This is a genomic window from Nesterenkonia marinintestina (genome assembly GCF_025420485.1).
In the GTDB taxonomy this organism is placed as follows: domain Bacteria; phylum Actinomycetota; class Actinomycetes; order Actinomycetales; family Micrococcaceae; genus Nesterenkonia; species Nesterenkonia marinintestina.
In genome coordinates this window covers 1-26,164 of sequence record NZ_JAOEFD010000007.1, presented here as the reverse complement: position 1 = coordinate 26,164, position 26,164 = coordinate 1, and the positions used below count along the sequence as shown (strand labels likewise).

At 69.7% G+C, this 26,164-nt stretch carries 24 protein-coding genes and 1 tRNA gene; 14 read left to right on the top strand and 11 right to left on the bottom strand.

Annotation, left to right across the window (positions count from 1 at the left end):
• Nucleotides 1–101 precede the first annotated feature (101 nt).
• The gene (locus N7E59_RS07020) at nt 102–2,618 is read left to right on the top strand and encodes an ATP-dependent Clp protease ATP-binding subunit (protein WP_261624213.1); all 2,517 of its coding nucleotides are present in this window, start codon (nt 102–104) and stop codon (nt 2,616–2,618) included.
• Nucleotides 2,619–2,804: 186 nt separating this feature from the next.
• Here N7E59_RS07020 and N7E59_RS07015 read toward each other — a convergent pair whose 3' ends face one another.
• The 4 genes from N7E59_RS07015 to N7E59_RS07000 form a co-directional block, all read right to left on the bottom strand.
• A complete protein-coding gene (locus N7E59_RS07015; protein WP_261624212.1) occupies nt 2,805–3,845 on the bottom strand; it encodes a hypothetical protein in 1,041 nt (346 codons plus the stop codon).
• Between the two features lie 107 nt (nt 3,846–3,952).
• Nucleotides 3,953–4,426 carry a DUF3817 domain-containing protein gene (locus tag N7E59_RS07010; RefSeq protein ID WP_261624211.1) on the bottom strand — a complete coding sequence of 158 codons (474 nt, stop codon included), beginning with the start codon at nt 4,424–4,426 and terminating at the stop codon, nt 3,953–3,955.
• Between the two features lie 74 nt (nt 4,427–4,500).
• Nucleotides 4,501–5,910, bottom strand: a complete 1,410-nt coding sequence (radA, locus tag N7E59_RS07005; RefSeq protein WP_261624210.1) for a DNA repair protein RadA — start codon at nt 5,908–5,910, stop codon at nt 4,501–4,503.
• Between the two features lie 152 nt (nt 5,911–6,062).
• Nucleotides 6,063–7,148 carry an A/G-specific adenine glycosylase gene (locus N7E59_RS07000; protein ID WP_261624209.1) on the bottom strand — a complete coding sequence of 362 codons (1,086 nt, stop codon included), beginning with the start codon at nt 7,146–7,148 and terminating at the stop codon, nt 6,063–6,065.
• A 71-nt stretch (nt 7,149–7,219) separates the two neighbouring features.
• Between N7E59_RS07000 and N7E59_RS06995 the strand changes: the two genes are divergently transcribed.
• A complete protein-coding gene (locus N7E59_RS06995) occupies nt 7,220–7,888 on the top strand; it encodes a hypothetical protein (RefSeq protein WP_261624208.1) in 669 nt (222 codons plus the stop codon).
• A 94-nt stretch (nt 7,889–7,982) separates the two neighbouring features.
• A complete protein-coding gene (locus N7E59_RS06990) occupies nt 7,983–9,251 on the top strand; it encodes an FUSC family protein (RefSeq protein ID WP_261624207.1) in 1,269 nt (422 codons plus the stop codon).
• A gap of 8 nt (nt 9,252–9,259) precedes the next feature.
• Here the strand turns inward: N7E59_RS06990 and N7E59_RS06985 are convergent, their stop codons facing one another.
• Nucleotides 9,260–9,844 (bottom strand): amino-acid N-acetyltransferase, encoded by a 585-nt coding sequence (locus N7E59_RS06985; RefSeq protein ID WP_261624206.1) that lies wholly within the window; start codon nt 9,842–9,844, stop codon nt 9,260–9,262.
• Between the two features lie 221 nt (nt 9,845–10,065).
• Here N7E59_RS06985 and pstS point away from each other — a divergent pair, with 221 nt between their 5' ends.
• The 4 genes from pstS to pstB all read left to right on the top strand — a co-directional run bounded on the left by pstS (nt 10,066) and on the right by pstB (nt 14,342).
• Nucleotides 10,066–11,181, top strand: a complete 1,116-nt coding sequence (pstS, locus tag N7E59_RS06980; protein WP_261624205.1) for a phosphate ABC transporter substrate-binding protein PstS — start codon at nt 10,066–10,068, stop codon at nt 11,179–11,181.
• Nucleotides 11,182–11,323: 142 nt separating this feature from the next.
• Nucleotides 11,324–12,328, top strand: coding sequence for a phosphate ABC transporter permease subunit PstC (gene pstC, locus N7E59_RS06975; RefSeq protein WP_390905021.1), 1,005 nt, complete (start codon nt 11,324–11,326; stop codon nt 12,326–12,328).
• Complete coding sequence (pstA, locus tag N7E59_RS06970) at nt 12,328–13,509, top strand: phosphate ABC transporter permease PstA (protein WP_261624204.1); 1,182 nt, start codon at nt 12,328–12,330, stop codon at nt 13,507–13,509. The genes pstC and pstA overlap by 1 nt, the downstream gene beginning before the upstream one ends.
• A 53-nt stretch (nt 13,510–13,562) precedes the next feature.
• Nucleotides 13,563–14,342 carry a phosphate ABC transporter ATP-binding protein PstB gene (gene pstB, locus N7E59_RS06965; protein WP_261624203.1) on the top strand — a complete coding sequence of 260 codons (780 nt, stop codon included), beginning with the start codon at nt 13,563–13,565 and terminating at the stop codon, nt 14,340–14,342.
• Between the two features lie 40 nt (nt 14,343–14,382).
• On the opposite strand, the gene N7E59_RS06960 is transcribed toward pstB, so the two are convergent.
• From N7E59_RS06960 to N7E59_RS06950, 3 genes are all read right to left on the bottom strand, one after another.
• The gene (locus N7E59_RS06960) at nt 14,383–15,399 is read right to left on the bottom strand and encodes an inorganic phosphate transporter (protein WP_261624202.1); all 1,017 of its coding nucleotides are present in this window, start codon (nt 15,397–15,399) and stop codon (nt 14,383–14,385) included.
• 9 nt (nt 15,400–15,408) lie between these two features.
• Nucleotides 15,409–16,026: a DUF47 domain-containing protein gene (locus N7E59_RS06955; RefSeq protein WP_261624201.1), complete on the bottom strand. Its 618-nt coding sequence runs from the start codon at nt 16,024–16,026 to the stop codon at nt 15,409–15,411.
• 262 nt (nt 16,027–16,288) lie between these two features.
• On the bottom strand, nt 16,289–17,047 hold the full coding sequence (locus N7E59_RS06950) for a DUF1345 domain-containing protein (protein ID WP_261624200.1): 759 nt from the start codon (nt 17,045–17,047) through the stop codon (nt 16,289–16,291).
• A gap of 128 nt (nt 17,048–17,175) precedes the next feature.
• Between N7E59_RS06950 and N7E59_RS06945 the strand changes: the two genes are divergently transcribed.
• On the top strand, nt 17,176–17,433 hold the full coding sequence (locus tag N7E59_RS06945) for a PLD nuclease N-terminal domain-containing protein (RefSeq protein ID WP_261624199.1): 258 nt from the start codon (nt 17,176–17,178) through the stop codon (nt 17,431–17,433).
• A gap of 102 nt (nt 17,434–17,535) precedes the next feature.
• On the top strand, nt 17,536–18,474 hold the full coding sequence (locus N7E59_RS06940; protein ID WP_261624198.1) for a ketopantoate reductase family protein: 939 nt from the start codon (nt 17,536–17,538) through the stop codon (nt 18,472–18,474).
• 2 nt (nt 18,475–18,476) lie between these two features.
• Here the strand turns inward: N7E59_RS06940 and N7E59_RS06935 are convergent, their stop codons facing one another.
• On the bottom strand, nt 18,477–19,253 hold the full coding sequence (locus N7E59_RS06935) for a methyltransferase domain-containing protein (RefSeq protein ID WP_261624197.1): 777 nt from the start codon (nt 19,251–19,253) through the stop codon (nt 18,477–18,479).
• Nucleotides 19,254–19,319: 66 nt separating this feature from the next.
• Complete coding sequence (locus N7E59_RS06930) at nt 19,320–19,937, bottom strand: GyrI-like domain-containing protein (RefSeq protein ID WP_261624196.1); 618 nt, start codon at nt 19,935–19,937, stop codon at nt 19,320–19,322.
• 139 nt (nt 19,938–20,076) lie between these two features.
• Here N7E59_RS06930 and N7E59_RS06925 point away from each other — a divergent pair, with 139 nt between their 5' ends.
• A complete protein-coding gene (locus N7E59_RS06925) occupies nt 20,077–20,481 on the top strand; it encodes a YciI family protein (protein ID WP_261624195.1) in 405 nt (134 codons plus the stop codon).
• A 122-nt stretch (nt 20,482–20,603) separates the two neighbouring features.
• Here the strand turns inward: N7E59_RS06925 and N7E59_RS06920 are convergent.
• Nucleotides 20,604–20,676: transfer RNA gene (locus tag N7E59_RS06920), tRNA-Lys, on the bottom strand.
• 132 nt (nt 20,677–20,808) lie between these two features.
• On the opposite strand from N7E59_RS06920, the gene N7E59_RS06915 reads away from it, so the two are divergent.
• The 4 genes from N7E59_RS06915 to N7E59_RS06900 all read left to right on the top strand — a co-directional run bounded on the left by N7E59_RS06915 (nt 20,809) and on the right by N7E59_RS06900 (nt 26,087).
• Complete coding sequence (locus N7E59_RS06915) at nt 20,809–21,363, top strand: hypothetical protein (RefSeq protein WP_390905024.1); 555 nt, start codon at nt 20,809–20,811, stop codon at nt 21,361–21,363.
• A 220-nt stretch (nt 21,364–21,583) separates the two neighbouring features.
• On the top strand, nt 21,584–23,020 hold the full coding sequence (locus tag N7E59_RS06910; RefSeq protein WP_261624193.1) for a hypothetical protein: 1,437 nt from the start codon (nt 21,584–21,586) through the stop codon (nt 23,018–23,020).
• Nucleotides 23,021–23,229: 209 nt separating this feature from the next.
• Complete coding sequence (locus tag N7E59_RS06905; RefSeq protein ID WP_261624192.1) at nt 23,230–24,669, top strand: hypothetical protein; 1,440 nt, start codon at nt 23,230–23,232, stop codon at nt 24,667–24,669.
• 29 nt (nt 24,670–24,698) lie between these two features.
• On the top strand, nt 24,699–26,087 hold the full coding sequence (locus tag N7E59_RS06900) for an MFS transporter (RefSeq protein WP_261624191.1): 1,389 nt from the start codon (nt 24,699–24,701) through the stop codon (nt 26,085–26,087).
• The last annotated feature ends 77 nt before the right edge of the window (nt 26,088–26,164 follow it).

Here is a 26,164-nt window from a genome sequence, read left to right as displayed (position 1 = left end):
GACGTCGTCGGGGACTTCTCCCGCTGGCGAACACCGGCCCGCCGAGGCCCAGCGCCCCGTAGCATCAGAGGTGGATATCAACGCGAGGAGTGTCATTGGCGATGTTCGAGAGATTCACAGACCGCGCGCGCCGCGTGGTGGTGCTGGCCCAGGAAGAGGCCCGCATGCTCAACCACAACTACATCGGCACCGAGCACATCCTGCTCGGCCTCATCCATGAGGGTGAAGGTGTGGCGGCAAAGGCCCTGGAGTCCCTGGACATCTCCCTCGGCGGCGTCCGGGAGAAGGTGCAGGAGAAGATCGGGCCGGGCCAGAACGCGCCCAGCGGACACATCCCCTTCACCCCGCGCGCCAAGAAGGTCCTCGAGCTGTCCCTGCGCGAGGCGCTGCAGCTCGGACACAACTACATCGGCACCGAGCACATCCTGCTCGGCCTGCTCCGCGAGGGCGAGGGCGTGGCCGCGCAGGTCCTCGTCGAGCTCAACGCCGACCTCAACAAGGTCCGCCAGCAGGTCATCCAGCTGCTCTCCGGCTACCAGGGGGGCGGCCAGGAGAAGGCCGGAGCCGGAGTCGGACAGAGCTCGCAGGAGGGCGGCACGCCGTCGGGCTCGGTGGTGCTGGACCAGTTCGGCCGCAACCTGACCGCAGCCGCCCGCGAGGCGCAGCTGGACCCGGTGGTCGGCCGCGACTACGAGCGGGAGCGCGTGATGCAGGTGCTCTCCCGCCGCACCAAGAACAACCCGGTGCTCATCGGTGAGCCCGGTGTGGGCAAGACCGCCGTCGTCGAGGGTCTGGCGCAGGCCATCGTCAGCGGCGACGTCCCGGAGATCCTCCGGAACAAGCAGCTCTACACCCTGGACCTCGGCTCCCTGGTGGCCGGCTCCCGGTACCGCGGTGACTTCGAGGAGCGCCTGAAGAAGGTGCTCAAGGAGATCCGCACCCGGGGTGACATCATCCTCTTCATCGACGAGATCCACACCCTGGTCGGTGCCGGTGCCGCCGAGGGCGCGATCGACGCGGCCAACATCCTCAAGCCGATGCTGGCCCGCGGCGAGCTGCAGACCATCGGCGCGACCACCCTCGACGAGTACCGCAAGCACATCGAGAAGGACGCCGCCCTGGAGCGCCGCTTCCAGCCGATCCAGGTGGAGGAGCCCTCGGTGGAGACCACCGTGCAGATCCTGCGCGGGCTGCGCGACCGCTACGAGGCCCACCACAAGGTGTCCATCTCCGAGGACGCGCTGGAGGCCGCCGCCTCGCTGGCCAACCGGTACGTCAACGACCGCTACCTGCCGGACAAGGCCATCGACCTCCTCGACGAGGCCGGTGCCCGGCTGCGCATCCAGCGGATGACCGCTCCGCCGGAGCTCAAGGAGTTCGACGGGAGGATCGACGACGTCCGCCGTGAGAAGGAGGCCGCGATCGACGCCCAGGACTTCGAGGGTGCGGCCCGGCTGCGCGACGACGAGCAGAAGCTCGTCGAGCAGCGCCAGCAGAAGGAGGACGAGTGGAAGAACGGCTCGATGGACGAGATCGCGGAGGTCGACGCCGACCTGATCGCTGAGGTCCTGGCGTTCTCCACCGGCATCCCGGTGTTCAAGCTCACCGAGCAGGAGTCCGACCGCCTCAAGCGGATGGAGGACGAGCTCCACAAGCGGGTCATCGGCCAGGACGAGGCGGTGAAGTCGCTCTCGCGGGCGATCCGCCGCACCCGCGCCGGCCTGAAGGACCCGAACCGCCCGTCGGGCTCGTTCATCTTCGCCGGCCCGACCGGCGTCGGGAAGACCGAGCTGGCCAAGACGCTGGCGGAGTTCCTCTTCGGCGACGAGGAGGCCCTGATCACCCTGGACATGTCGGAGTTCTCGGAGAAGCACACCGTCTCCCGGCTCTTCGGCGCCCCTCCCGGCTACGTCGGGTACGAGGAGGGCGGTCAGCTCACCGAGAAGGTGCGCCGCAAGCCGTTCTCCGTCGTGCTCTTCGACGAGGTGGAGAAGGCCCACGCCGACCTGTTCAACTCGCTGCTGCAGATCCTCGAGGACGGTCGACTGACCGACTCGCAGGGTCGCGTGGTGGACTTCAAGAACACGGTCATCATCATGACCACCAACCTGGGGACGAAGGACATCTCCAAGGGCGTGATGACCGGCTTCCAGTCCTCGACGGACACGACCACCAACTACGAGCGGATGAAGGGCAAGGTCAACGAGGAGCTGCGTCAGCACTTCCGACCCGAGTTCCTCAACCGTGTGGACGACACCATCGTCTTCCCGCAGCTGGACCAGGACGAGATCGTGAAGATCGTGGACCTGTTTGTGAAGAAGCTGCGGGACCGGCTGGCGGAGCAGTCCATGACCATGGAGATCTCCCAGCCGGCGCGGCAGCTCCTCGCCGAGAAGGGCTACGACCCCTCGATGGGTGCTCGCCCGCTGCGTCGGACCATCCAGACGATGGTGGAGGACCAGCTCTCCGAGCGCATCCTCTTCGGCGAGATCCCGGAGGGCGCGGAGATCTCCATCGACGTCGAGGGTGAGGGCGACGAGCGCGAGCTCACCTTCGACTGGAGCGAGCCGAAGGAGCAGATCGAGCCCGCCGACCAGCCGGCGGCGCTCGAGAGCTGAGCGGCCGCTCCGCGTCATACGCACCGCAGGGCCCGGGGGATCCGTCCCCCGGGCCCTGCGTCGTCCTCGTCCCGCCCCAGGCGCGGTCTTCCAGCATGTTCTGCGGGATCCGACCCATTTTGTGCGGGGATCCTGCAGAAGCGGCCGGATGACTCGATGACGATGAGGAACGTCGCGGGTCCGGGTTCAGGCCGGCGGGACACCGGCGCGCAGGAGCCTCGCGACGAGCCGCTCGGGGTTCTGGAGATCCGACCACACCCAACGCACGACGGTCCAGCCCTGCGCCCGGAGCGCATCCTCCCGGAGCTTCTCGGCGACGACGACGTCGGCCGGCGGACGACTGTCCAGGATCCCGGAGTACTTCGTCAGACCGTCGAACTCTCCGAGGACTCCGGCCTCCACCCAGGCGAAGTCGGCGTAGGCCGTGCCGCCGCCCCGCAGCGTGATGGGATGCTGCAGGCTCGGCGTGGCCAGTCCGTGTCGGTGGAGGACCCATCGGGAGACCGACTCCCCGGGCGATCCGCTGCGGGCGTCGGCCAGTTCGGCGAGCTCATCGAACTGGGCCTCACGGCGACGTGGTCCCAACATCGGCCGCTGGGCGACGAACGCCTCCGTCTCCCAGGGAGGATCGTCGGAGGACCGACCTGCCAGCGCATCCATCACAGCCAGCGCCGCGCCCCCGGGCATGCGGGGGACGGTGTCGAACACGGTCAGAGACAGCGGGTCGACCCGAACCCTCAGGTCCTGGGGAGCGCGCGCCGTCGGCGGCAGGGCGACGCGGATCGAGTCGAGCCCTGTCCCCGCTCGGTGCTGCTCCCGGGCCGTGCGACGGCTCGTCCCGCGCGGCAGTGCCGGTTCGTGGCGGAAGAGCCGCGGAACTCCTGTGGTGAGGGTAGGGCCGTGGTCCCGACCGGCTCGTTCGGGGCGGGATGTGCGGATGTGGACATGCTTCGGCGTGCGGACCACCGGCAATCCGTGGATCAGCAGCGCCGTCTCGCGGCACAGCACCGCCTCCGGACTCCTTGCGGAGACGGCTGCGACAGTGAGGAGGTGGCGATCCCAGGGGGCGAGCTCCCGCCAGACCTCCGACGAGGTGAACATTCCTAGGGCGAGTCGGATCAGGTCCCCTCGTCGTGCAGAGCGCGCAAGGCGCTCAGCCTCAGAGGACGGGACCCACGCGGTGGACAGCAGCGGTGCGGGCGGACGCCCGGGGTCAGCGGTCAGCATGCCGCGATGATCCGACACCGTCGAGCTGCCGGCATCCGTGCCGGCCTTCCCTGTGGAGACCGGCCGGATCCGTCAGTGATCGGAGGGCCTCTGTGGAAGGGCCGGACTCAGCCCTCGGGGCTGATGTCGACGGGCGGTCCGACCTGCAGCAGGACCACGTAGGTGAGGATCACCAGTGCCGAGATACCGATGCCGAACTTCACGGGGTGGTGGAGCAGGGCACGCAGCAGGCGGTCGTGCCAGGTGTGGTCACGGGAGTGGTCGGTCGGCTCGTGCCGCCAGTCGCCCTCCAGACGGCCGGAGCGGCTCAGCCAGAAGTGGGTGGGCACGGTGGCGTAGGGGATCACTGCGGAGACGATCGCCACGGCCGCCGGGACCGGTCCCCAGCGCTGGTTCTTCGCCACGATGACGGCGGTGGCCCCGTAGGCCAGGAACACGAACCCGTGGATCCCGCCGCCGACGGTCACCGCGACGTCGAGGTCGTGGGTGGCGCGCAGGATCATCCCGCCGATCAGCAGGGTCCAGGACACGGCCTCGGCGAAGGCCATGACGCGGAAGAGGTCTTTGGGGGCGCGGAACACAGGACTCCTCAGGAGTGACGACGACGGAGCGGACCGACCCCCCATTCTACGAGGCGTAGAACAGTCGGGGCGACTCACTCTCCGCCGAGCACCAGTGCCATGGCCTCCTGCAGGGAGCCGACCTCCCGGACCCGCATCCCCTCCGGCACCACATCCTGCTGACCCCCGCCCGAGGCCCGCGGGATGATGGCGTGGGTGAAGCCCAGCCGATGGGCCTCCTGCAGGCGCTGTCGGAGTCCCGGCACCTGTCGCACCTCACCGGCCAGCCCCACTTCGCCGAAGGCGACGAACCGGTTCGGGAGCGGCTTCTCCAGCGCGGCGGACCCGACCGCCAGGGCGATGGAGAGGTCGGCGGCCGGCTCGGCGATGCGCACCCCGCCGACGGTGGCCACGTAGGTCTCGGACTTCATCAGCGTGGCCAGCTTCGCCCGCCGCTGCAGCACGGCCAGCAGCATCGACACCCGGGCGGAGTCCAGCCCGCTCACCGCCCGCCGCGGCTGCGAGGCCTGCGATTCGGCCACCAGCGCCTGCACCTCGGCGGTCAGCGGCCGCCGCCCCTCCAGGGTGATGGTGATGCAGGTGCCCGGGACCCGCTCGGTGAGCGCGGAGACGAACAGCCCCGACGGGTCGGCCAGCGACTCCAGCCCGTCCTCGGTGAGGTCGAAGCAGCCGACGTCGTCGGTGGGGCCGTAGCGGTTCTTCACCGCGCGGAGCAGACGGAGCCGCGAGTGGCGGTCTCCCTCGAACTGGCACACCACGTCCACCAGATGCTCGAGCATCCGAGGTCCGGCGATCGACCCGTCCTTGGTGACGTGCCCGACCAGGATCGTGGTCATGTTCCGCCGCTTCGCCGCCTCGATCATCGACGCGGTCACCTCACGGATCTGCGTCACGCCTCCCGCGGCGCCGTCGACCTCCGACGAGGACAGCGTCTGCACCGAGTCCATGATGGTCAGCTGCGGGCCCACCGTCTCGATCTGTCCCAGCGCCTGGCCCAGGTCGGTCTCCGAGGCCAGGTAGAGGGAGTCGGCGACGGCGTCGATCCGTTCGGCGCGCTTCTTCACCTGCGAGGCCGACTCCTCACCGGTGAGGTACAGGACCGGCTCGGCGGGACGGGTCTTCGCCGCCGCGGCCGCCACCTGCAGCAGCAGCGTCGACTTGCCCACACCCGGCTCACCGGCCATGAGGATCACCGCACCGGGCACCAGGCCGCCGCCGAGCACCCGGTCGAGCTCACCGACCGAGGTGGCGCGGAACTCCGCCTGGGAGGCGTCGACCTCGGCGATCACCTGTGCGGGGGTGGTCAGCGAGGAGGCGGCCGTGGTGCGGGCCACCGCCTGGCCCTTCTCCTCCACGGTGCCCCAGGACTGGCACTCCGGGCATCGGCCGACCCACTTCACCGTCTGCCAGCCGCACTCGCCGCACTCGAAGGTGGGCTTCGACTTCGCACGGGATCCGGAGCGCGAGGAGGTACGTGTGGCCATGCCCCCAGGTTATCCGCGCCCTCTGACACCGTGCCCCACCACCCATCGGTTGGGCGTTCGGCGTCGCTCAGACGGCGTGTTTCGGGCGTGTCGGCGACGCGGAGCGCCCAACCGATGGGAAGGGGGAGGGGAAGAGCACGGGGAGGGGCCGGTCAGAGGGTGCCGGGCAGGCCGATCCGCTCCTGTGCGGACCCGGGCTCTCCGCCGCGGGCGGCGAGGCCGTCGGCGACCAGCGAGTCCAGGCAGCGGCGCCGCTGCTCGGCGGAGGCCTCCGGCAGGTCCAGCCCGTCCAGCAGCACGGTCGCCGGCACAGTCGCCGGCACGGTCGCCGGCACGGTCCCCGGTTCCGCCCCGGCGTCGGCCGCCCCGTCCCGCAGCGCCGCCATGATCGCGCCGCGCACCTGCCGGTCCGTGCCCTTCCAGGACTGCCCGCGCGTGCGCTGGGACTCCGTGGGCGGGGGCGAGCCGGCGGCGCGCCAGGCGCACAGGTCCGCCGCCGGACAGACGGCGCACTGCGGGGAGCGTGCCGTGCAGATCAGGGCTCCGAGCTCCATGGTCGCCGCGTTCCAGGCGCAGGCCAGGGCACCGCCGTCGTGGTCGGCCGCGGGCATCAGGTCGTGGGCGAGCCGCCGCTGGGCGGCCGTGTACGTGGGTCCGGGCAGGGCCGCGCCGGAGAACACCCGCGTGTGGACGCGACGGATGTTCGTGTCGACCACGGTCTCGGGCCGGCCGAAGGCGAAGCAGGCGACGGCTGCGGCGGTGTACTCGCCGATCCCCGGAAGCGCGCGCAGCTCGTCGGCGGTCTCGGGGACGACGCCGGCGTGCTCGTCGACGATCGCCCGGGCGGCGGACTGCAGACGCAGGGCGCGCCGCGGGTAGCCGAGGCGGTCCCAGACGGTGAGGATCTCGGCGGGGTCGGCACGGGCGCAGTCGGTCGGGGTCGGCCACCGCTGCATCCACACCTCCCAGCGGGGCAGCACCCGTGCCACAGGTGTCTGCTGGAGCATGATCTCGGAGACCAGCACGCCCCACGGTGTGCACTCCGGTCGTCGCCAGGGCAGATCGCGGGCGGCCTCCCCGAACCAGTCGACCACACGTCGGTGGACCCGCTCGGGCGAGGGTGGGGCGACGTCGGCGCCGGCCCGGAGGACGGCGCGGCGATCGGCGTCGGAGCCTGTGTCGGACCCCGTGTCGGAGCCTGGGTCGGCGTCTGTGTCGGAGAGGCGCGGTGCGGTCATCCCGACCAGTCTATGGAGGGACCGGCGCATGTCACCGGCAGACGTCCCCGCCCACCGATATCCTGGATGTCATGTCTGAAGGTCGTCCTCCGCGCGAGTCCGCCGCGGTCTACCGCCGTCGCCGCATCGTGGCCGGGGTGCTGGCGTTCCTGGTGCTGGTCGGGGTGGCCTGGGGCATCTCCGCCCTGGTCACGTGGATCATGGGCGGTGAGGACGAGACCGTCGCCGAGGAGGGGCAGGACGTCGAGGACGACGTCACCGCAGGCGGAGGCGCCGACGACGCCGATACCGGCACGGAGACCGAGGACGCCGAGGACACCTCGGTGGACGGCACCGGCGACGAGGACGCCGTCGAGGGCAGCTGCGACCCGGCCGACATCTCGGTCACCGCCTCCACCGGCTCGGACGGCTATGCCGCGGACGAGGCCCCGCTGCTGGTGATGTCCATCGAGAACACCGGATCCGACGGCTGCTCCGTCGACGTCGGCACCGGGCAGCAGGAGTTCGCGGTGAGCCACCAGGGCCGTGAGGTATTCACCACGGCCCAGTGCTCCGAGGACGACGCCAGCATGGAGATCGACCTGGAGCCCGGGCAGCTGGAGCGTGCCCAGGTGAACTGGCCGCGTTCGGACTCCTCGGTGGACTGCTCGGAGCCGGCGGAGCTGGAGTCGGGGACCTATGAGCTCACCGTCAGGCTCAGCGGCATCACCTCCGAGCCGCATGAGTTCCGTCTCGGCTGAGCGACCACGTCGGACGATCTCGTCCGGACCCTCGCCGGGACCCTCGCCCGGATGTTCGCGCGGACCCTCGGGCGCCGGGGAATAGACTCGGAGGGTGAGCTCCCAGACCCCCGGCCCGGACCCACACGAGCCCACCACGGACACCACGGCCCTGCGCACCCCGAACGAGGCGCAGCTGCGGGCCTCGGCGCAGGACGCACAGGGCGCCCGCGGTGGGCGGGGCACGCTGCACCGCCTTCGGCGCGGCACCGGTGACGCCGCCCGGGCCCTGGCCGCCCGCAGCCGGTCCGGCGCCGTGCGGTCCCGGTACTCGATCGTCCCCGCCCTGCAGATGACGTTGGCCGGGGTCGGCGCCTACACCATCGCTGAACAGGTCCTCGGCCATGAGGCGCCGCTGTTCGCCGCCATCGCCGCGCTCATCGCCCTGGGGTTCTCGCGGGAGCCGCGGCTGCGCAAGGTGCTGGAGGTCGGCATCGGCTGCACCCTGGGCATCCTCATCGGGGACATGGTCCTGCACGTGCTCGGCCGCAATCTGGTCACCGCGAGCCTGGTGCTGTTCGTGGCGATCATGCTGGCGCGCTTCCTGGACCGCAGCCCGCTGCTGGCGATGCAGATGGGGCTGCAGTCCCTGCTGGTCGTCCTGATCCCGGCCCCGGAGTCGGGGATCTTCGGTCCGTTCTCCCGGAGCATGGACGCAGTGGTGGGGGGAGTGGTGGCCATGCTCATCGCGCTGCTCACCCCGCGCGACCCCCGACGTGAGCCGATCCGTGAGCTGGGGCGGCTGGTGGAGGAGCTGACCGGGTGCCTCAGGGAGCTCGCGACCGGGATCCGCACCTCGGAGTCCCGGGACGCCTGGCATGCGCTGATCCGGTCGCGGGCCATGCAGCAGCAGCTCGACGAGGCCTCCGACGCCGTCGCCTCCGCCAAGGAGCTGACCCTGTACTCCCCGGCCTATCGGCGGCACCGCCACTACGTCCGGCGGATGGACCGGGTGGCCGATCAGATGGACCTGGCCGTGCGCAGCCTGCGAGTCGTCGCCCGTCGGGCGGTGGGCGTCATCGACCATGCCGCCCTCTCCGATGAGGGCTCGCAGGGGCTCGCCGCCGTGCTCGACGACCTCGGGGACGCCTCCGCACTGATGGCCGAGGCGGTCCAGGACCCCGGCCGCGGGTACCGGCGAAGGACCGCGGCGGCGCAGGAGCGGCTGGCGGCGATCGCCGAGGATCTGCACCCCGAGCGCCTGTCGATCAGCACTCTGGAGGGCGAGGCGATGGTGATGCTGCTGCGTCCGATGGTGGTGGACCTGCTGGTCGCGGTGGGGATGCCCCATGAGGAGGCGGTGGAGCACCTGCCCCACCTGTGAGGCGGACCTCAGAGGTCGATGATCATGCGGGTGTTGCCCAGCGTGTTCGGCTTCACCCGGGCGAGGTCGAGGAACTCGGCGACGCCCTCGTCCTGGGACCGCAGCAGCTCGGAGTAGACCTCCGGGTCGACCTGCTCCTGGTTCTCCATGATCCGGAAGCCGTGGCGGGTGAAGAACTCCACCTCGAAGGTCAGGCAGAACACCCGTGAGACGCCCAGCTCCCGGGCGTCGTCGAGGAGCCGGTGCAGCAGGGCGCCCCCGACGCCCGTGCCCAGCCAGTCCTCGGCGGCGGCCAGGGTGCGCACCTCGGCGAGGTCCTCCCACATGACGTGCAGCGCCCCGAAGCCGACGACGTCGCCGCCGTCCGACTCGGCCACATGGAACTCCTGCAGCGACTCGTAGTAGGACACGGCCTCCTTGGCCACCAGCACCCGCCGCTCCACCAGCGGGCGTGCGAGGTCGAGGATCCTACGCACGTCCGGGGTGCGGGCCCGGCGCAGGACGAACCGGGGACGTGAGGATTCGGCCGTGCTCCGGTCTGCGGGCGGCTCGGAGAGGTGAGTCTCGGGCTGAGGTGCGGCTGGGGGCGTCATCACGGCAAGTCTACGGTCTGCGACGAGGCCGGCTCGGTTCACCCAGAGTTCACCTCCGAGCGAGGAGCAGGTCATCTTCTGAGCCTTTCCTGGACACCTGCCCTACCTAACGTAGGAGCCGCTCGCCGACAGTCGTGTCCTCATGGGCCGACGGGGGAGCACGCACATCTGCATGATCTCTGCGCCCGATCGGGCTTCAGACACCTCAGAGAGGGACAACTGTGAAGGTTACTCACTTCGGCCGCGCTGCGGCTCTCCTGTCCGTGACCGCCCTGGCGCTGACTGCCTGCAACGGCAACGGCGGCGACGAAGAGAACGGCGAGAACGGCGAGGAGGTCTCGGCCGAGGAGGTCGAGGGCACGCTCAGCGGCGGCGGCGCCTCGTCGCAGGAGTCCGCCATGACCGAGTGGACCCAGCAGTTCATGGAGGTCGCTCCCAACGCCCAGGTCGACTACGCCTCCGTCGGCTCCGGCGGCGGTCGCGACGGCCTGCTCGGCGGCGAGTACGACTTCGCCGGCTCCGACGCGGCGATGGACGACGACGAGTGGGAGGACTCCAAGGAGGTCTGCGGCGACGAGGGCGCGTTCCACATCCCGTCCTACATCTCCCCGATCGCCGTGGCCTACAACATCGAGGGCGTCGAGGACGGCCTGCAGCTGGACGCCGACACCATCGCTGAGATCTTCGCCGGCGAGATCACCTCCTGGGACGACGAGGCGATCGCGGAGCAGAACGAGGACGCCGACCTGCCGAGCACCTCGATCACCGTGGTCCACCGCGCCGACGACTCGGGCACCACCGAGAACTTCACCGAGTACCTCGAGGCCGCCGCCCCGGACTCCTGGCCCGAAGAGGCCTCCGGCGACTGGCCCTCGGACCTGTCCGCCGAGTCGGCGCAGCAGACCTCCGGCGTGGTCAACCTGACCTCCGAGACCGACGGCGCGATCACCTACGCCGACGCCGGTCAGATCGGTGAGCTGAACTCCGTGGACGTCCGCGTCGGCGGAGACTACGTCGAGTACTCCCCGGAGGCGGCCGCCCAGGCCGTCGAGATGTCCCCGCAGGCTGAGGGCCAGGCCGAGAACGACATGGCCTTCGACCTCGAGCGCGACACCACCGAGGAGGGCACCTACCCGATCGTGATGGTGGCCTACAACATCTTCTGCAACGAGTACGACAGCCAGGAGACCGTGGACCTCGTCAAGGCCTTCGGCGAGTACACCGTCTCCGAGGACGGCCAGAACGCCGCCGCCGACGCCGCCGGCTCCGCTCCGATGTCGGAGGAGCTGCGCAGCGAGGCGGAGGACGCCTTCTCGCAGGTCTCCGCCGCAGAGTGATCACGGGCTGAGGCTCGCTGCGGGCCGCACGACGGTCCACGGAGTTCGACGACCCCCCGGGTGAGAGCTCCGTGGACCGTCCCGTCGGTCCACAGTGGTCCCGTCCCATCGGACGTCTTCATCGAACATCAAGGAGAGCCCGGTGCCCAGCACTGAAGAACCGCAGTCCTCCGCTGCGACGAAGAACCCCCGGAGGCGGAACGGTTCGGCGGACCGGTCCAACCCGCTGGTGTCCGGAGACAAGGGTGGAGTGGCCGGGGACAAGGTGTTCAACGGCCTCGCCCTGGCCGCCGGAGTCACCATCCTGCTGGTCCTGGCCTTCGTCGCCATCTTCCTGACCTTCAACTCGGTCGGTGCGGTCTACACCGAAGAGGAGGGGCTGAACCTCGGCGCCTTCTTCTCGTACGCGTACCCGCTGCTGCTGGGCTCGCTGATGGCCTCGGCCATCGCCCTGATGATCGCCACCCCCGTCGCCGTCGGTGTGGCCCTGTACCTCTCCCACTACGCCCCGCCGAAGCTCAGCCGGACCATCGGCTACGTCATCGACCTGCTCGCCGCGATCCCCTCGGTGGTCTACGGCGCCTGGGGCATGACGTTCCTCGCCCCGGCCCTGGTGCCGCTCTACGACGTCGCCCACGAGTACCTGGACTTCATCCCGTTCTTCGCCGGGACACCCTCGCAGACGGGGCGCACCGTGCTGACCGGTGGGATCGTGCTCAGCGTGATGATCATCGCGATCATCACCGCCGTCTCCCGCGAGATCTTCATGCAGACCCCCAAGCTGCACGAGGAGGCTGCGCTGGCCCTGGGCGCCACCAAGTGGGAGATGATCCGCACCGCAGTCTTCCCGTTCGCCCGCGCAGGCATCATCTCCGGGGTGATGCTCGGACTGGGACGGGCGCTCGGAGAGACGATGGCCGTCGCCCTGGTCCTCTCCGTCGGGCCGCTGACCTTCTCGCTGATCTCCTCGGGCAACTCGACCATCCCGGCCGAGATCGCACTGAACTTCCCGGAGGCGCCTCCGGGCTCTGAGCGGCAGGCCCAGCTGATCGCGATCGGTCTGGTGCTGTTCCTCATCACCCTGGTGGTCAACATGATCGCCCGCTGGATCGTGAGCCGCCACAAGGAATTCTCGGGAGCCAACTGATGACGTCGTCGACACGGACCGCCGAGCGTCCCTCCAACCCGTCGCAGGAGCCGCAGGGCTCCCGCCGCAACAAGCTCGCCCAGCGCCCCCTGCCCCCGTGGACCTGGGTCGTGGTGCTGGTCGCCTCCGCCGTGGTCGCCGCGGCCCTGGCCGCACTGTTCACCGACTTCCACCTCGGCTTCGTCTTCGTCACCACCCTCGTGCTCTTCCTGGTCACCAGCTACGTGGTCACCCGGAGCCGGGCCGGCAGGCGCAAGGCCAACGACGAACTGTGCCGGAACCTGGTCTACACCGCCTTCATCCTGGCGCTGATCCCGCTGGTCTCCCTGCTGTGGTCGGTGACCTCGGTGGGTATGCGCGGACTCACGGAGCCGGGATTCCTCACCTCCGACATGATGGGGGTCTCCGGGACCACCGACGCCGAGTCGGTGCAGGAGGGCACCTCGGTGCAGGGCGGAATCGTGCACGCGCTGGTCGGCTCGCTGATGATCACTCTGGCCGCGGCGGCGATCTCGGTGCCGATCGGTCTGCTCACCTCCATCTACCTGGTCGAGTACTCCCGCGGCGGCCCTCTGGCCCGGGCGATCACCTTCTTCGTCGACGTGATGACCGGCATCCCGTCCATCGTCGCCGGTCTGTTCGGCGTCGCGGCGATGTCCTGGTTCCTCGGGGTCCTGAACCAGGCGGGGCTGATCTCCTCGTCGCGTTCGACGATGGGCATCACCGCGGCCATCGCACTGTCGGTGCTGATGATCCCCATCGTGGTGCGCACCACCGAGGAGATGCTGCGCGTGGTGCCCAACGAGCTGCGCGAGGCCTCCTACGCGATGGGCGTGCGCAAGTGGCGGACCATCACGAAGGTGGTGCTCCCCACCGCGATCTCCGGCATCGCCTCCGGCGTGACCCTGGCCCTGGCCCGGGTCTTCGGAGAGACCGCGCCGATCCTCGTCACCGCTGGCTTCGTGGTCAACGTCAACTGGAACCTCTTCCAGGGCTGGATGACCGCCCTGCCGGTGTACATCTATCGTCAGTTCCAGAACCCGATCAACCCGAGCCTCTCGGAACCGTCCTACCAGCGGGCATGGGCGGCCGCCCTGGTGCTGATCTTCGTGGTGATGATGCTCAACCTCATCGCCCGCATCATCGCGAAGGTCTTCGCGCCCAAGACCGGCGGCCGCTGAGCCGACGTCAGAGACGACAGCCCGCCTGTCGAGAAAGTGTGAGTGAGAACGAGATGTCAAAGAGCATCCAGGCGATCGACATGAACATCTACTACGGCAGCTTCCGCGCCGTCGAGGGTGTCAGCATCGACATCGATTCCCGATCGGTGACCGCCCTCATCGGTCCCTCCGGCTGCGGCAAGACCACGTTCCTGCGGTCGATCAACCGCATGCACGAGGTGCTGCCCTACGCCAGCGTGGAGGGACAGCTGCTCCTCGACGGCGACGACATCTACGGCTCCGGGGTGGACCCGGTCACCGTGCGCACCATGATCGGCATGGTCTTCCAGAAGCCGAACCCGTTCCCCACCATGTCGATCCGGGAGAACGTGCTGGCCGGCTACAAGCTCAACGGCACCCGGCTGAGCAGGTCCGACGCCGACAGCATCGTCGAGAGGTCGCTGTCCTCGGCCAACCTCTGGAACGAGGTCAAGGACCGCCTGGACAAGCCCGGATCGGGTCTCTCCGGCGGTCAGCAGCAGCGTCTCTGCATCGCTCGCACCATCGCGGTGAAGCCGGACGTGATCCTGATGGACGAGCCCTGCTCGGCGCTGGACCCCATCTCGACCCTGGCGGTCGAGGACCTGATCTCCGAGCTGAAGGAGGAGTACACCGTCGTCATCGTCACCCACAACATGCAGCAGGCTGCGCGGGTGTCGGAGCGGACGGCGTTCTTCAACATCGCCGGCACGGGCAAGCCGGGGAAGCTCATCGAGTACGCGGAGACCTCCACGATCTTCAACAACCCGTCCGAGAAGTCGACCGAGGACTACGTCTCCGGCCGCTTCGGGTGATCGTCGCCGCGCTCCGGGGCTCGCGGCCGCAGAGCCGCCCTCAGCTGTAGAGCGGGGACAGCGCGAGCACCAGCAGGCAGGACGTCACCCCGGTCACCACCGGCGTGGCGATCCAGAAGCGGACCATCTTCAGCGCCGGTGACCAGAACACGGTGGCGAACCGCTGGTTGGACCCTGCCCCGGCGATCGCCGAGCCGGCGGTCAGCGAGGTCGACAGCGGAAGCGCCCAGGCGAGGCTGCCGAAGAGCAGCAGCCCGGAGGTCGTGACCCCGGCGACCATCCCGCGCATCGGGTCCAGCACCACCAGACGGTGTCCCAGGAAGTGGCCGATCCGCCATCCGCCGGTCAGGGCGCCGGCCCCGACCGCGACGACGCAGACGAGGAACACCGCGGTGCTCCAGGTGTGGGGATGGTCGGGGACCGCGGCCGCGAAGGCGAGCATGAGCAGGAACATCAGACGCTGCCCCTGCTGCAGACCGATGCCGAAGCTGGTCACCCCGGCCGTGGCGGCCTGGATCACCCTGCTGCGCTCGTTGACGGTGTCCGGGTCGGCGGTGCGGGCGAGCCGGGCACACAGGAACACCAGCACGTAGGCCGCACCGAAGGCCACCAGCGGGGAGATCAGCAGCGTCAGGGCCGGTGCCGCCCAGGGCAGGGCGCGGGTGTCGTCGCCGTCGGTCAGTCCCAGGGCCGAGAGCGCGAAGATCCCACCCAGCAGGGCGGCGAGCATCCCGTGGGTGCTCGAGGTGGGCATTCCGCGCAGGTAGGTGTAGAGGTTCCAGCCGAACACGGTGACCAGGGCCATCAGCAGCACGGTGAGGATCCCGCCGGCCTCGGCGTCGGGCATGTCGAACCAGGCGAAGACCGAGAGCCCCAGCGGCAGCACCGTCAGCGCTCCGAGCACATGGGCGGCGGCGGCGAGCCGTGCGGCGGCCGTGGCGGAGAGTGCGCGCGTGCGCACCGGTACGGCGATGGCGTTCGAGACGTCGTGCAGGCCGTTGAGGAATGCGGTGGGCACCAGGCACAGGCACACCAGGACGAGCAGCGCGATCTCCACCGGGCGGCCTCAGGACTCGCGCACGATGATCGACCCGGTGACGTCGGAGACGTCCCGCATGGACTCGACGGCGTGCATCATCACTGTGGCGATCTGCTCCTGCTGCATGGCGATGTTCGGCTGGAAGGCCCCGTCGGTGGAGGTCAGCCAGCGTCGGAAGGTGCGTTGGGCCTGCTTCGTGAGCCGATTGATCTGGATGGTGTAGTCCTCCAGATGGGACAGATCCTCGAGTCGGGCGAGGGCCGAGACGGTCAGGTCGGCCTGCATGCCGAGGGTCTCCAGCAGGTCGGCGCTGTGCCGGGGCAGGGAGAGGCGGTCGCGGGCGACGATGAGGTCCCCGGCGGCGACCACGTGCTCGAGGGTGCGGTTCAGCCGCTGGGACAGCGAGTGGAGGTCCTCCCGCGGCAGCGGGGTGAGGAAGACCGTGCGGATGTTGGTCAGCAGGTGGAAGTGGAGGTCCAGGGCCGATCCCTCGAGCTGGTTGAGCTGGTCGTGGATCTGCCGCCTCTGCCCGGTCGGGGTGCCCAGCAGCTGGCCGAGCAGGTCGACGCCGCTGCGGAGCTCCTGGGCGATGCTGGTGAGCAGCTGCACGGTCTCCGAGCGGCGGGCGCTGAGACGGGGGATCATGGACCTTCCTCAGGGCTGTCCGGTCACAGATGGCTGATGAACACGGGATGACATCTCGGCTGAGAGTGTATAGCCCGGAGGTTAACGCAGTCGGCGGCCGGTCTGGGGACCGGCCGCCGAACCGCGGGAAGTCTTGAGGTTGGGGTGTGCCGGGCTGGGAACGCCTCACGGCGCGTGGCCGCTCGAAGCGGCTTCAAGTTGGAGCCCGGGGGTTACCTGCAGCCCGGCACATCTCCAGTGTCCTCCGCCGAGCGGTGTGCGGTCAACCGCCGGACCCCAGTCCGCCGAAGAGCAGGCTGATGGTCATGGCGAGGATCACCGTGTTGAAGCCGAAGGACAGCATCGTGTGTCGCCGTTGGACCTTCCAGCCGCGGCTGCTGCGGAACTGGACGTCGTGGCCCAGCAGGGTGGAGGTGAGCACGGAGAGCGTCATGTAGTCGGAGAAGACGGGCTCCTCGTGGAGGGGGAAGTCCATCGGCTCGCCTGCGGCGTGCATGCGCATGTACTGCAGGGCGAAGGAGGTCACCATCAGCCCCCAGGCGCAGGCCACGGTGAGCAGACCCAGGACGATCAGCGGGGCCGAGTTGCGGAACTGGCCCGACTGGGCGATGAGGATGGCGAACATCGCCGCCGCGCCGGCTGCGGCGACGGTGAGCTGCTCGGCGGTCAGGACTCCCTTGAGCTGATCGCCCAGACTGAGCTTCCGGCGATGCTGACGGGCGCCCACGGCGTGGAGCTCTCCGGCGGAGAGCCGGTGGAACGCCGTGTGGGTGAGCAGCAGGTACAGTCCGGCGAACGCGATCCATGCCACCATCAGCACCGCGGCCTCGGCGGCGCGCAGGAAGTCCTCCCAGCCGGCGGGCGGCCCGTCCGGTCCGGTCGCCGTGCCGGGGAGCAGATCCACGGTCCACAGGGGCACGATGAGGGTGGCGGCCACGCACGAGGCGATGAGGGAGCGCAGCACCTCCGACTGCAGGCGGGCGCGCATCGTGGTGCGTCTGCCGGGAGATCTGCGCCCCATGGTGCCTCGGTCCTCCGTTCCTCGCCGCCGGACGTCGTCCCGGCTCACTCTATTCCAGGGCCCAGCCCGCCCAGCACTCCGGGGCATCGTCACCTGTCAGAACGGTGTCGGCTCAGTACGCTGGTGGTATGACCGCTGCTGAGATCCTGCTGTCCTCGGCCGGCCACGGAGGTCCGTGGGGCTTCTGGGGCTGGGCCTTCGGCACGGTCACGGTGGGTCTCATCGTGGCGGCCCTGATGGTGCTGGTGCAGACCTCGGACCACAGTCTGCGGCAGGGCCTGGCGTGGATCGCGGCGATCTTCTTCCTCCCCATCCTCGGAGCCACCGCCTACCTGATCTGGGAGACGGTGCGGTACCACCGCGGTCGATCCCACGGAACCCGCTGACTGTGAGATCACCCGACGACGGTGCGGTGTGTGATGTCACTTTCGGCGGGTCGGTGGGATGATGGGAACCATCGTCCGGTCGACGTCGTCGGAGGTCGTCAGATGGTCCGGAGCCAGACAGCATCAGAGCCTCGCATCGCCGTGCTCGGCGCCGGGGTCATCGGTCAGGTGCTGGCGGCCCGGCTCCACGCCGGCGGCGTGGACGTCGCACTGGTCGCGCGGGGTCGGACCCGGCGACGGCTCGCCGAACGGGGGGGGGTCCGGCTGCGGCAGGACGGCGACGATGCGGTGCATCGCGTACCCGTCGTCGATGCGGAGGAGCCCGGCACGTACGATCTGGTGATCGTCTGCCTGCGCGCCGAGGATCTGCCCGGCGCCCTGCCGGTCATCGACGCGATGGGCGCCCCGACCGTCGTACCGATGATGCACCTGGCGGATCAGCTCGATCTGCTCACCGCGCACGTCGGGTCTCAGCGCCTCGTCCGTGCGTTCCCCGGCCTCGGGGGTCGCCTCACCGACGACGGCGCCGTCGAATGGCTGGCGGTGGGGAAGGCCCAGCCGACCACCGTCGACGGCCGGGCGCCGCGCGCCGATGAGGTGATGGACGTGCTGCGCCGCGGAGGTCCGGAGGTCGTGACCACCGAGGACATGGACTCCTGGACCGCCACCCATGAGGTGTTCATCGCCGCACTGGGGGCGGCCGTGGTGCGCGCCGGCGGGGATCCGGCGGCGCTGGCTCGGGACCGGAGTCTATTGGTCGCATGCGTGGAGGCGGTGCGTTCGGGGCTTCGCGTGCTGCGCGCCTCGGGGGCGGCTGTGGAGCCCGCGCCGGTGCGGATCCTCTTCCTGCGCATGCCCAGGTGGTTCGCGGTCGCCTATTGGCGAAGGGCGTTTCCCGGGCCGATCGGGCGGGTGACGATCGCACCGCACGTCTGGCGCAGCCGGGACGATGAGATGCCGGTGCTGTGGCGGCGGGCCCTCGAGCTCACCGACTGGGATCCGCCGATGGCCGCACTTCTGGAGCCGCTCGGCCTCGAGTGATGTCAGCGGCGGCGCAGCACGACGACGACGTCGTCGAGGGTGGCGCGCTCGCCGTCGGGACCGACCGCCTCCCGGGAGCGGACCTCGGCGATCACCGTCTCCCACGGCTGGGACGGGGCGCCGAGGACGGCGAGCTCGGTCTCCGGAGTCGCCATCGGCCCGTCGTGGTGGTCATGGTCGTCGAGGTCATGGTCGTGGTGGGCGTGCCCATCGTCGTGCTCCTCGGCATGCCGAGACCAGGGCGGGGCCGAGGCGTGGGAGACGACCACCAGATGCCCTCTCGGCCGGACCCGGTCGCCCGCCCGACGGAGCACGTCCTCGCGGGCGAACTCGACCGGTGACAGCAGGAAGGACGCGGTGACCAGGTCGAAGTCCCCGAGAGCGGCCCACTGTGCTTCGTCCCAGGCGGTGAGGTCCCCGGTGCGGAAGTCCGTCGACCCCGCCACCCCGCGCGAGACCGCCGCCCGACGGGCACGGTCCACGGCCACGGCGGAGATGTCGATCCCGACGGTGTCCCATCCTTCGCGGGCCAGCCAGATCGCGTCACCGCCCTCGCCGCAGCCGATGTCGAGGGCTCGGCGGGGCCCCACCGGGCCGGCGGAGAGACCCATGACGACGTCGGCCGTCGCCCGGTTCACCTCCCCGGACCAGACCCGCTCCCGTTCGGAGTACAGCTCGTCCCAGAACGCATCGGCGGGCTGGGCGGTCGGCTGCGCGGCCGGGTCGGCGGACGGCTGCTCATCGGCATCAGGTGTGGGGTCGTCGCAGTGCGGGGACATGGTGCGATCCTTCCACGCCGCCCGGCCTCCGTCCGCCCCCGCGCCTGCACACTCACTCCCGCGCACTCACTCCCGCGCCGTCACCGGCTGCCGCAGGATGGTGCGGCGTCGCTGAGGGGCCGTCCGACGGAAGTCGCTGAGGTAGATCTCATGGTGTCGTCCGGTCATCCGCAGCCCGTGTGAGGGGATGAACCCATGGTGCATGGTCTGCAGCGCCGCGGCTTCGTCGTCGAAGGTGCCGATGTGCAGGGTCTGCACGCAGCGCCCTTCGGCCAGCACCTCCACCCGCAGGTCCGCCAGCCGCGGCGGCTCCTTGGGCGCGACAGCCTCCAGGGCGGCGGCGATCACGTCGTCGTCGAGCCAGTCGGGCACCATGAGCATCAGGGTCCAGCGCCACTGCGACTTGTCCCGGTCGGCGGTGAAGGCGTCCATGTCATCGGCCCACCACAGGCCCTCCAGGGGAGGGACCACGAAGTCGAGGTCTGTGCGCTCCCTTCCGATGAACTTCAGCGCATAGGCGGTGGGATACAGGGTGCGGACGGCCTGCTCGAAGGACGAGGACGTGTTCGGGTCCCCGGCGCCGTCGATCATCAGATAGCGGGTCTCCGGGACGTCGAGCAGACGGAACTCACCCTGTCGGGCGCGGTAGCCGTCCAGGGTCCGTCGGAGGTCTACCTTCTCCATCTCGCGTGCTCCTCACCAGGCCCGGCGCCTCCGCCGGGATGGCCACATCGTAGTCAGGGATGCGGGGCCGCGGGCAGTTCCGCCGGCCGCGGAACTGTGCTCACATGGAGTGGGGGGACGGCGACCGAGGAGCGCGATCATGCCGAAGTACCTTCTGCTCAAGCACTACCGGGGAGCCCCGGCATCGACGAACGACGTCCCCTTCGACCGCTGGACCCAGGAGGAGTTCGACGTCCATGTGCGGTTCATGGGCGACCTGGCCGACCGGCTGCGGGCCTCCGGCGAGTTCCTGGGGGAGCAGGCGCTGGCCCCGGAGGGGACGTTCGTCCGGTACGACGGCGCCGACCGGCCGCCTGCGGTGGACGCGGGACCGCTGGCGTCGAAGGACCTGATCGCCGGGTGGATGGCGATCGACGTGTCGAGCTTCGAGCGGGCGGTGGAGATCGCCGGGGAGCTCTCCGCGGCGCCCGGTGCGGGCGGGGAGCCGGTGGGTGAGTGGTTGGAGGTCCGCCCGTTCCTCTCCGAGGCGCCCGAGCTGGGCTGAGCGCCGTCGTCGTGGGTCGACCGGGACGACCGGGCCGCACCGTTCCGACCCGCCGAAAGTGAGCCGACACGGCGAACTGTCGCCGGGTGATGTCACCGTCGGCGGGTCGGACGCGGAGTGGGTGGGCCCTGCGGGGATCGAACCCGCGACCAGCGGATTAAAAGTCCGATGCTCTGCCAGCTGAGCTAAGGGCCCGGTGGTCCTGAGCAGACCGTCCTCCATCGTAGACCACGTGCGGCCTCGATCTCCTGGCGCGGACTCGGGGCTATCATTGGGTGAAGCGAAGGAGGAGCTGTGAACGAGATCCCGCGACATCGCCGTCCGCAGATGAAGGACTCGGACTTCTTCGATGCCCGCGAAGGCGGTGCAGATCCGGCGTTCATCTCTCAGGCCGCCCAGGACTCCGCCCACGCGCTGGTCGACCGGGGCCGTCAGTCCGACGACCCGGAGATCACCGAGCGCTTCGTCCGGCTGGCAGAGACCGAGGGCATCGAAGCGATCGCCGAACTCTGGCAGGACTCGCCCCCGCGCTCGCTGGCCGGCAGCCTCTGGCGGATCTTCGCCGTGCGGTCCGCAGTCCAGAAGGACCCGGAACGGATGGCCGAGTACTTCCGGCTGGGACGCGGCAACACGACGACGGCGGCGATCGCCGGGGTGCCGGAGCCGCCCGACTCCGACGAGATGCTCCACCTGGCCGACCGGGTCCTGGCAGGCATGTACGTCGGGGAGATCGACGTCGCCTTCGACAGGGCGGCGGCGTTCTGCCGGGTGATCGCCCGTGGTCAGACCCTGGCCAACGGGACGGACTCCACGGACCTGATCACCGCGGCCACCGACCTGGAGGCCTCCGCCCAGGCCTACCGGGCCGGCCGCCTGGACTGAGGCTGAGAGTCGGTCCGTGAGCGCACGGTCCGGACTGATACCGATCTGCAACCTTTCCCCACAGACCCCTGCGCTATCATGCGCTTGGAGCTGCTCGCCGGTGGTGTGACGGCGGCCGATCCGCCCGCTTATCAGGGCAGGAGGCCGTCGCGTCGACCGGCCGGTTCCTCAGCCGGAATCTCGGGCGCGCCGAGCGCTCGCAGGATCATAGGGGGAAGACGTGTCAGACAACGGCAGCGGGGGCGGATACCCGAAGGGACCCGGGGACCCGGACGGCACCTACGGTCAGCCGGACCAGAGTCACCAGGGCTACGGGCAGCAGGGCTACGGCCAGCACGGCTATGGCCAGCAGAACTATGACCCGCAGGCCGGCGGACCTGCATACCAGGGGTACGGCGCGCAGGACCACGGTCAGCAGGGATACGGCGCACAGGGTTATGGTTCGCAGGGGTACGACTCGTCCGGCTACGGTCAGGACGGCGCCGGGTACCAGCAGGGCTACGGCGCCCCCGGAGGCCCGGCAGGTCCGGGCGGACCGAGCGGTCCCGGCGGCTCCGATGAGGGTGGGGGCGGCGGCAAGGGTCTGATCATCGCCGTCGTCGTCGGGATCGTGCTCGTGCTCGGCGGTGTCGTCACCGCGCTCGTTCTGCTGCTGGGCGGAGGCGACTCCGACGCCGGCGACGACCAGGACTCCGACCAGGGTGAGGACGGCGGCGACGAGGACGGGGGCGAGGAAGGAGACGGCGGAGACGACGGGAACGGCGGGGACGACGACGGCGACTCGGACGCCTCCAGCCCGCAGGCCGCCGTCGAGGGCTACCTCAACGCCCTTGCCGACGGCGATGCGGAGGAGGCGCTCTCCTACCTGTCGAACAGCCCGTCGGACACCACGCTGTTGACCGACGAGGCCCTCAGCGTGTCGAACGAGGAGGCGCCGATCTCCGACATCCAGGTGGACGAGCCGGCCACCGAGTCCGACATCTACGGTGATGTGGACGCGGAGTTCACCGCCGGGGACGAGAGCGTCTCCTACACGTTCTACGTGATGAGCAGCGACGACGGTGACACCTGGTCGGTCGACAACGGCACCGTGGACATCAGCAGTCTGCCCTCCGTCGGAGACGCGACCCTGACGGTCAACGACACCGAGGTCGACGGCGACTCGGTGACCGCGTTCATCGGCAGCGCCCTGACGTTCGGACTGGAGAGCGAGAACTTCTCCCTCGGCGAGGACAGCACAGTGGTGGTGACCGAGGCCTACGTGGACACCGCCGGCCTGAACCTGACCCTCACCGAGGACGCCGAGGAGCGGTGGCGCGAGGCCATCCAGGACGAGATCGACGAGTGCCTGTCGTCCAACGACCGTGAGGCCGGCTGCGGCCTCGACCTCCCCGACCAGGTGCAGGGGACAGGGGTCGAAGAGGGCACGGTGGAACGATCGATCGACAGCTCCGCCGAGCAGAGCATCGAGCAGATGAGCCCGAGCCTCGACTACGACAACCCGAACCTGGTCTCCCCGGAGTCGCTGTACGTCAGCGTGTACGTGCAGTTCGAGGGCAGCGACGGCTCGACCTACGAGCTCTTCGGAGACGGGACCAGTCTGGACACGCCTGTGGTCGATATGGATCAGGAGGAGCTGGAGGTCACGTGGGAGTGACCCACCGGTAGGGGTCGACTGACCTCGGAGGATGCTGTGCGGAGCGCCCGGAGCCCGATCTCCGGGCGCTCCGTCGTCTTCACGGCATGCTGTGATGTCAGTCACCGCTGGGATAATCTGCTGTCGAGGGGCCGTGCGGACGGTCCTCATCGCATCACTCAGGCGCTTCGGCTGCAGGGGCAGAAGCGTGCAACCTCGGGGGTCACACGGTGTCAGACAACAGCAGCGGCGGTCCGCAGTCCGGTCAGGGCGGCGAGCACGGGCAGTACGGTCATGGTGGTCAGCACGACCCGCACGGCCAGTACGGTCAGTACGGCGAGCACGGCCAGTACGGCCAGTACGACCCGCACGGCCATGGTGGTCAGTACGGCCACGGCGGCCAGCCGAACGTCGGCGATCAGGGGCAGTACGGCTACGGTCCGGCGGGCTATGGGCAGCAGGGGTACGACCACCAGTCGTACGACCAGAACGCCTACGCCGCCGGCGGGTACGGACAGCCTCCGGGCGGCGGCGACGGCGGACCGGGCGGACCTGCCGCCGAGGGCTCAGGCTCCAACCGAGGGATGATCATCGGAGTGGTCGTGGCCCTGGTGGTGGTGTTGGGCGGCATCGCCACCGCGGCGATCCTCCTGGTCACCGGCGGCGACGACGATGACGACACCGGCACCGCCACCGGCACGACGGGGCAGAACGGCGACGAAGACGACGAAGACGACGACTCCGACGGTGACGGCGGGGACGACGGAGGCGACGACGATGGAGGCGACGACGATGGAGGCGGCGGCGACGTCGAGGTCGACAGTCCCGAAGCAGCCGTCGAGGCCTACCTCGACGCCTTGGCGGACTCCGACGCCGACACCGCCTCGAGCCTCATCGACACCTACGGCAGCACCGAGCTGCTGACGGACGAGTACCTGGAGTACTCCAACGAGGAGGCGCCGATCTCCGACATCAGCGTCGAGGAGCCGAGCTCCGAGGACGAGTACACCGCAGACGTTCCGGTGACCTTCACCGTCGGCGAGGAGGAGATCGACACCGAGGTCACGGTCACCAACTACTCGGACAGCTGGGTGCTGCAGCAGGGAGCGATCTCCGTCTACTCGACCAGCACGGGCTCCATGGACACCTCGGTCAACGGGATCGACAACGGCACCGATGACATCGCCGTCTTCTGGGGGACCTACGTCGAGCTCGACGTGCTGGAGGACAACTACACCTACGGCGAGGACGCCGGGACGGTGGTCACGGACTCGCTGTCGCAGAACCTCGACGCCGAGCTGGCCCTGACCGAGGACGCGGAGGAGGAGTGGCGCGGCGTGATCGCAGATGAGGTCGAAGCCTGCCTCGACTCCGGGGAGATCGAACCCGGCTGCGGCCTGGACCTGCCCTCGGAGATCGACGGAGAATCGCTGGAGGAGGGGACCGTGGACCGATCCATCGACAGCTCCTCTCAGCAGTCCATCGACACGCTGGACCCGGAGCTCGACTTCACCAATCCCAACCTGGTCTCCACCTACGTCTTCGTCTCCGTGGAGACCGTCGCAGACTTCGCCGACGGCTACACGTACTCGGTGCACGGCGACGGTACGACGCTGGGGACCCCCGTGGTGGACATGACGGCGGACGAGCTCGAGGTCGTCTGGGAGTGAGCTGACGAACCTGCTCTACACTCAACTGCGTGACCCGACACACTCCGCCTCAGTCCGCCTCGCCCGCGTCCCACGCCTCCGGGGCGCCCACCGGTGAGGAGATCCTCCAGACCCTCCCCTGGAGGTGGGGTGCACAGGGCCGCATCTTCATCATCGGCGGCCTGGGGTTCATGTTCGACGCCTGGGACGTCGCGCTCAACGGGATCCTGATTCCGCTGCTGAGCGCGGAGTGGGACCTCGCTCCGTCCGACGCCGCGTGGATCGGCACCTCGAACCTCATCGGAATGGCCGTCGGTGCTGTGATGTGGGGGACGATCGCGGATCGGATCGGCCGGAAGAAGGCCTTCGCCTGGACGCTGCTGATCTTCTCGGTGTTCACCGTCGCCGGAGCGATGACCAACGACCTCACGTGGTTCGTGCTCTTCCGCTTCCTCGCCGGCGTCGGGCTCGGCGGCTGCGTGCCGGTGGACTACGCGCTGGTGGGAGAGTTCACCCCCGCCCGGCATAGGGGGCGGGTGCTCACCGCGATGGACGGCTGGTGGCCCATCGGGGCGGCCCTTGCCGGGTTCGTCTCGGCGTGGCTGGTGGGCACCTGGAACGACTGGCGGCTCCCGCTGCTGGTCATGGTGCTGCCGGCTCTGCTGATCTTCTTCGTCCGACTGTTCGTCCCGGAGTCGCCCCTGTACCTGATACGACAAGGCAGGCTGTCCGAGGCCCGTCGGGTGATCGACGACCTGGTGGAGCGCACCGGTGCGCCGCGGCGCGAGTACCGACTGGAGGCCACGGAACGTCCTGCCGGACTGACGCTGGGGTCGCTCGGGGAGCAGCTGAAGCTGGTGTGGGCCCACAGTTGGCGGATCACCACGGCCGCCTGGGTCATGTTCCTGGCGGTGATGACGGTCTACTACATCGCCCTGCAGTGGATGCCGCACTTCCTCATCGAGGCCGGCTATGAGCAGTCCCGGGCGTTCATCACCTCGGCCGGCATGGCGGCGGTGGGACTGATCGGGGTCCTGATCTCCACCGCGCTGGTTGAGCTGACCGGGCGGCGGGCCCTGCTGGCGGTGACCGCGCCGATCGCCACGGCGACGCTGGTCGGACTGGCGCTGGTGATGGATGTGCCGACGCTGGTGCTCGTCCTGGTGCTGACGTTCGGCCTGATCATCCAGATCAGCATCCCGGTGCTCTACACCTACGTGTCGGAGCTGTACCCCACGCACCTGCGAGGATCGGGCTTCGGCTGGGCGTCGACGGTGTCCCGGATCGGGGCCGGGATCGGACCCCTGCTGTTCGTCGCCTGGCTGGAGCCGACGCTGGGGCTGGCCGGGGCGTTCACCGTCTGCCTGGTGGGCGTGGTGATCGCGGTGGTGGTGATGGTGCGCCTGGCGCCGGACACCACCCGTGAGCATCTGACCTGACCGGGTGCCTGTGGGCCTGGGTGGCGGGATCCGCCGTCGCTCCGCTATGTGGGTGCGCCGGGCTTCGACATTTGGGA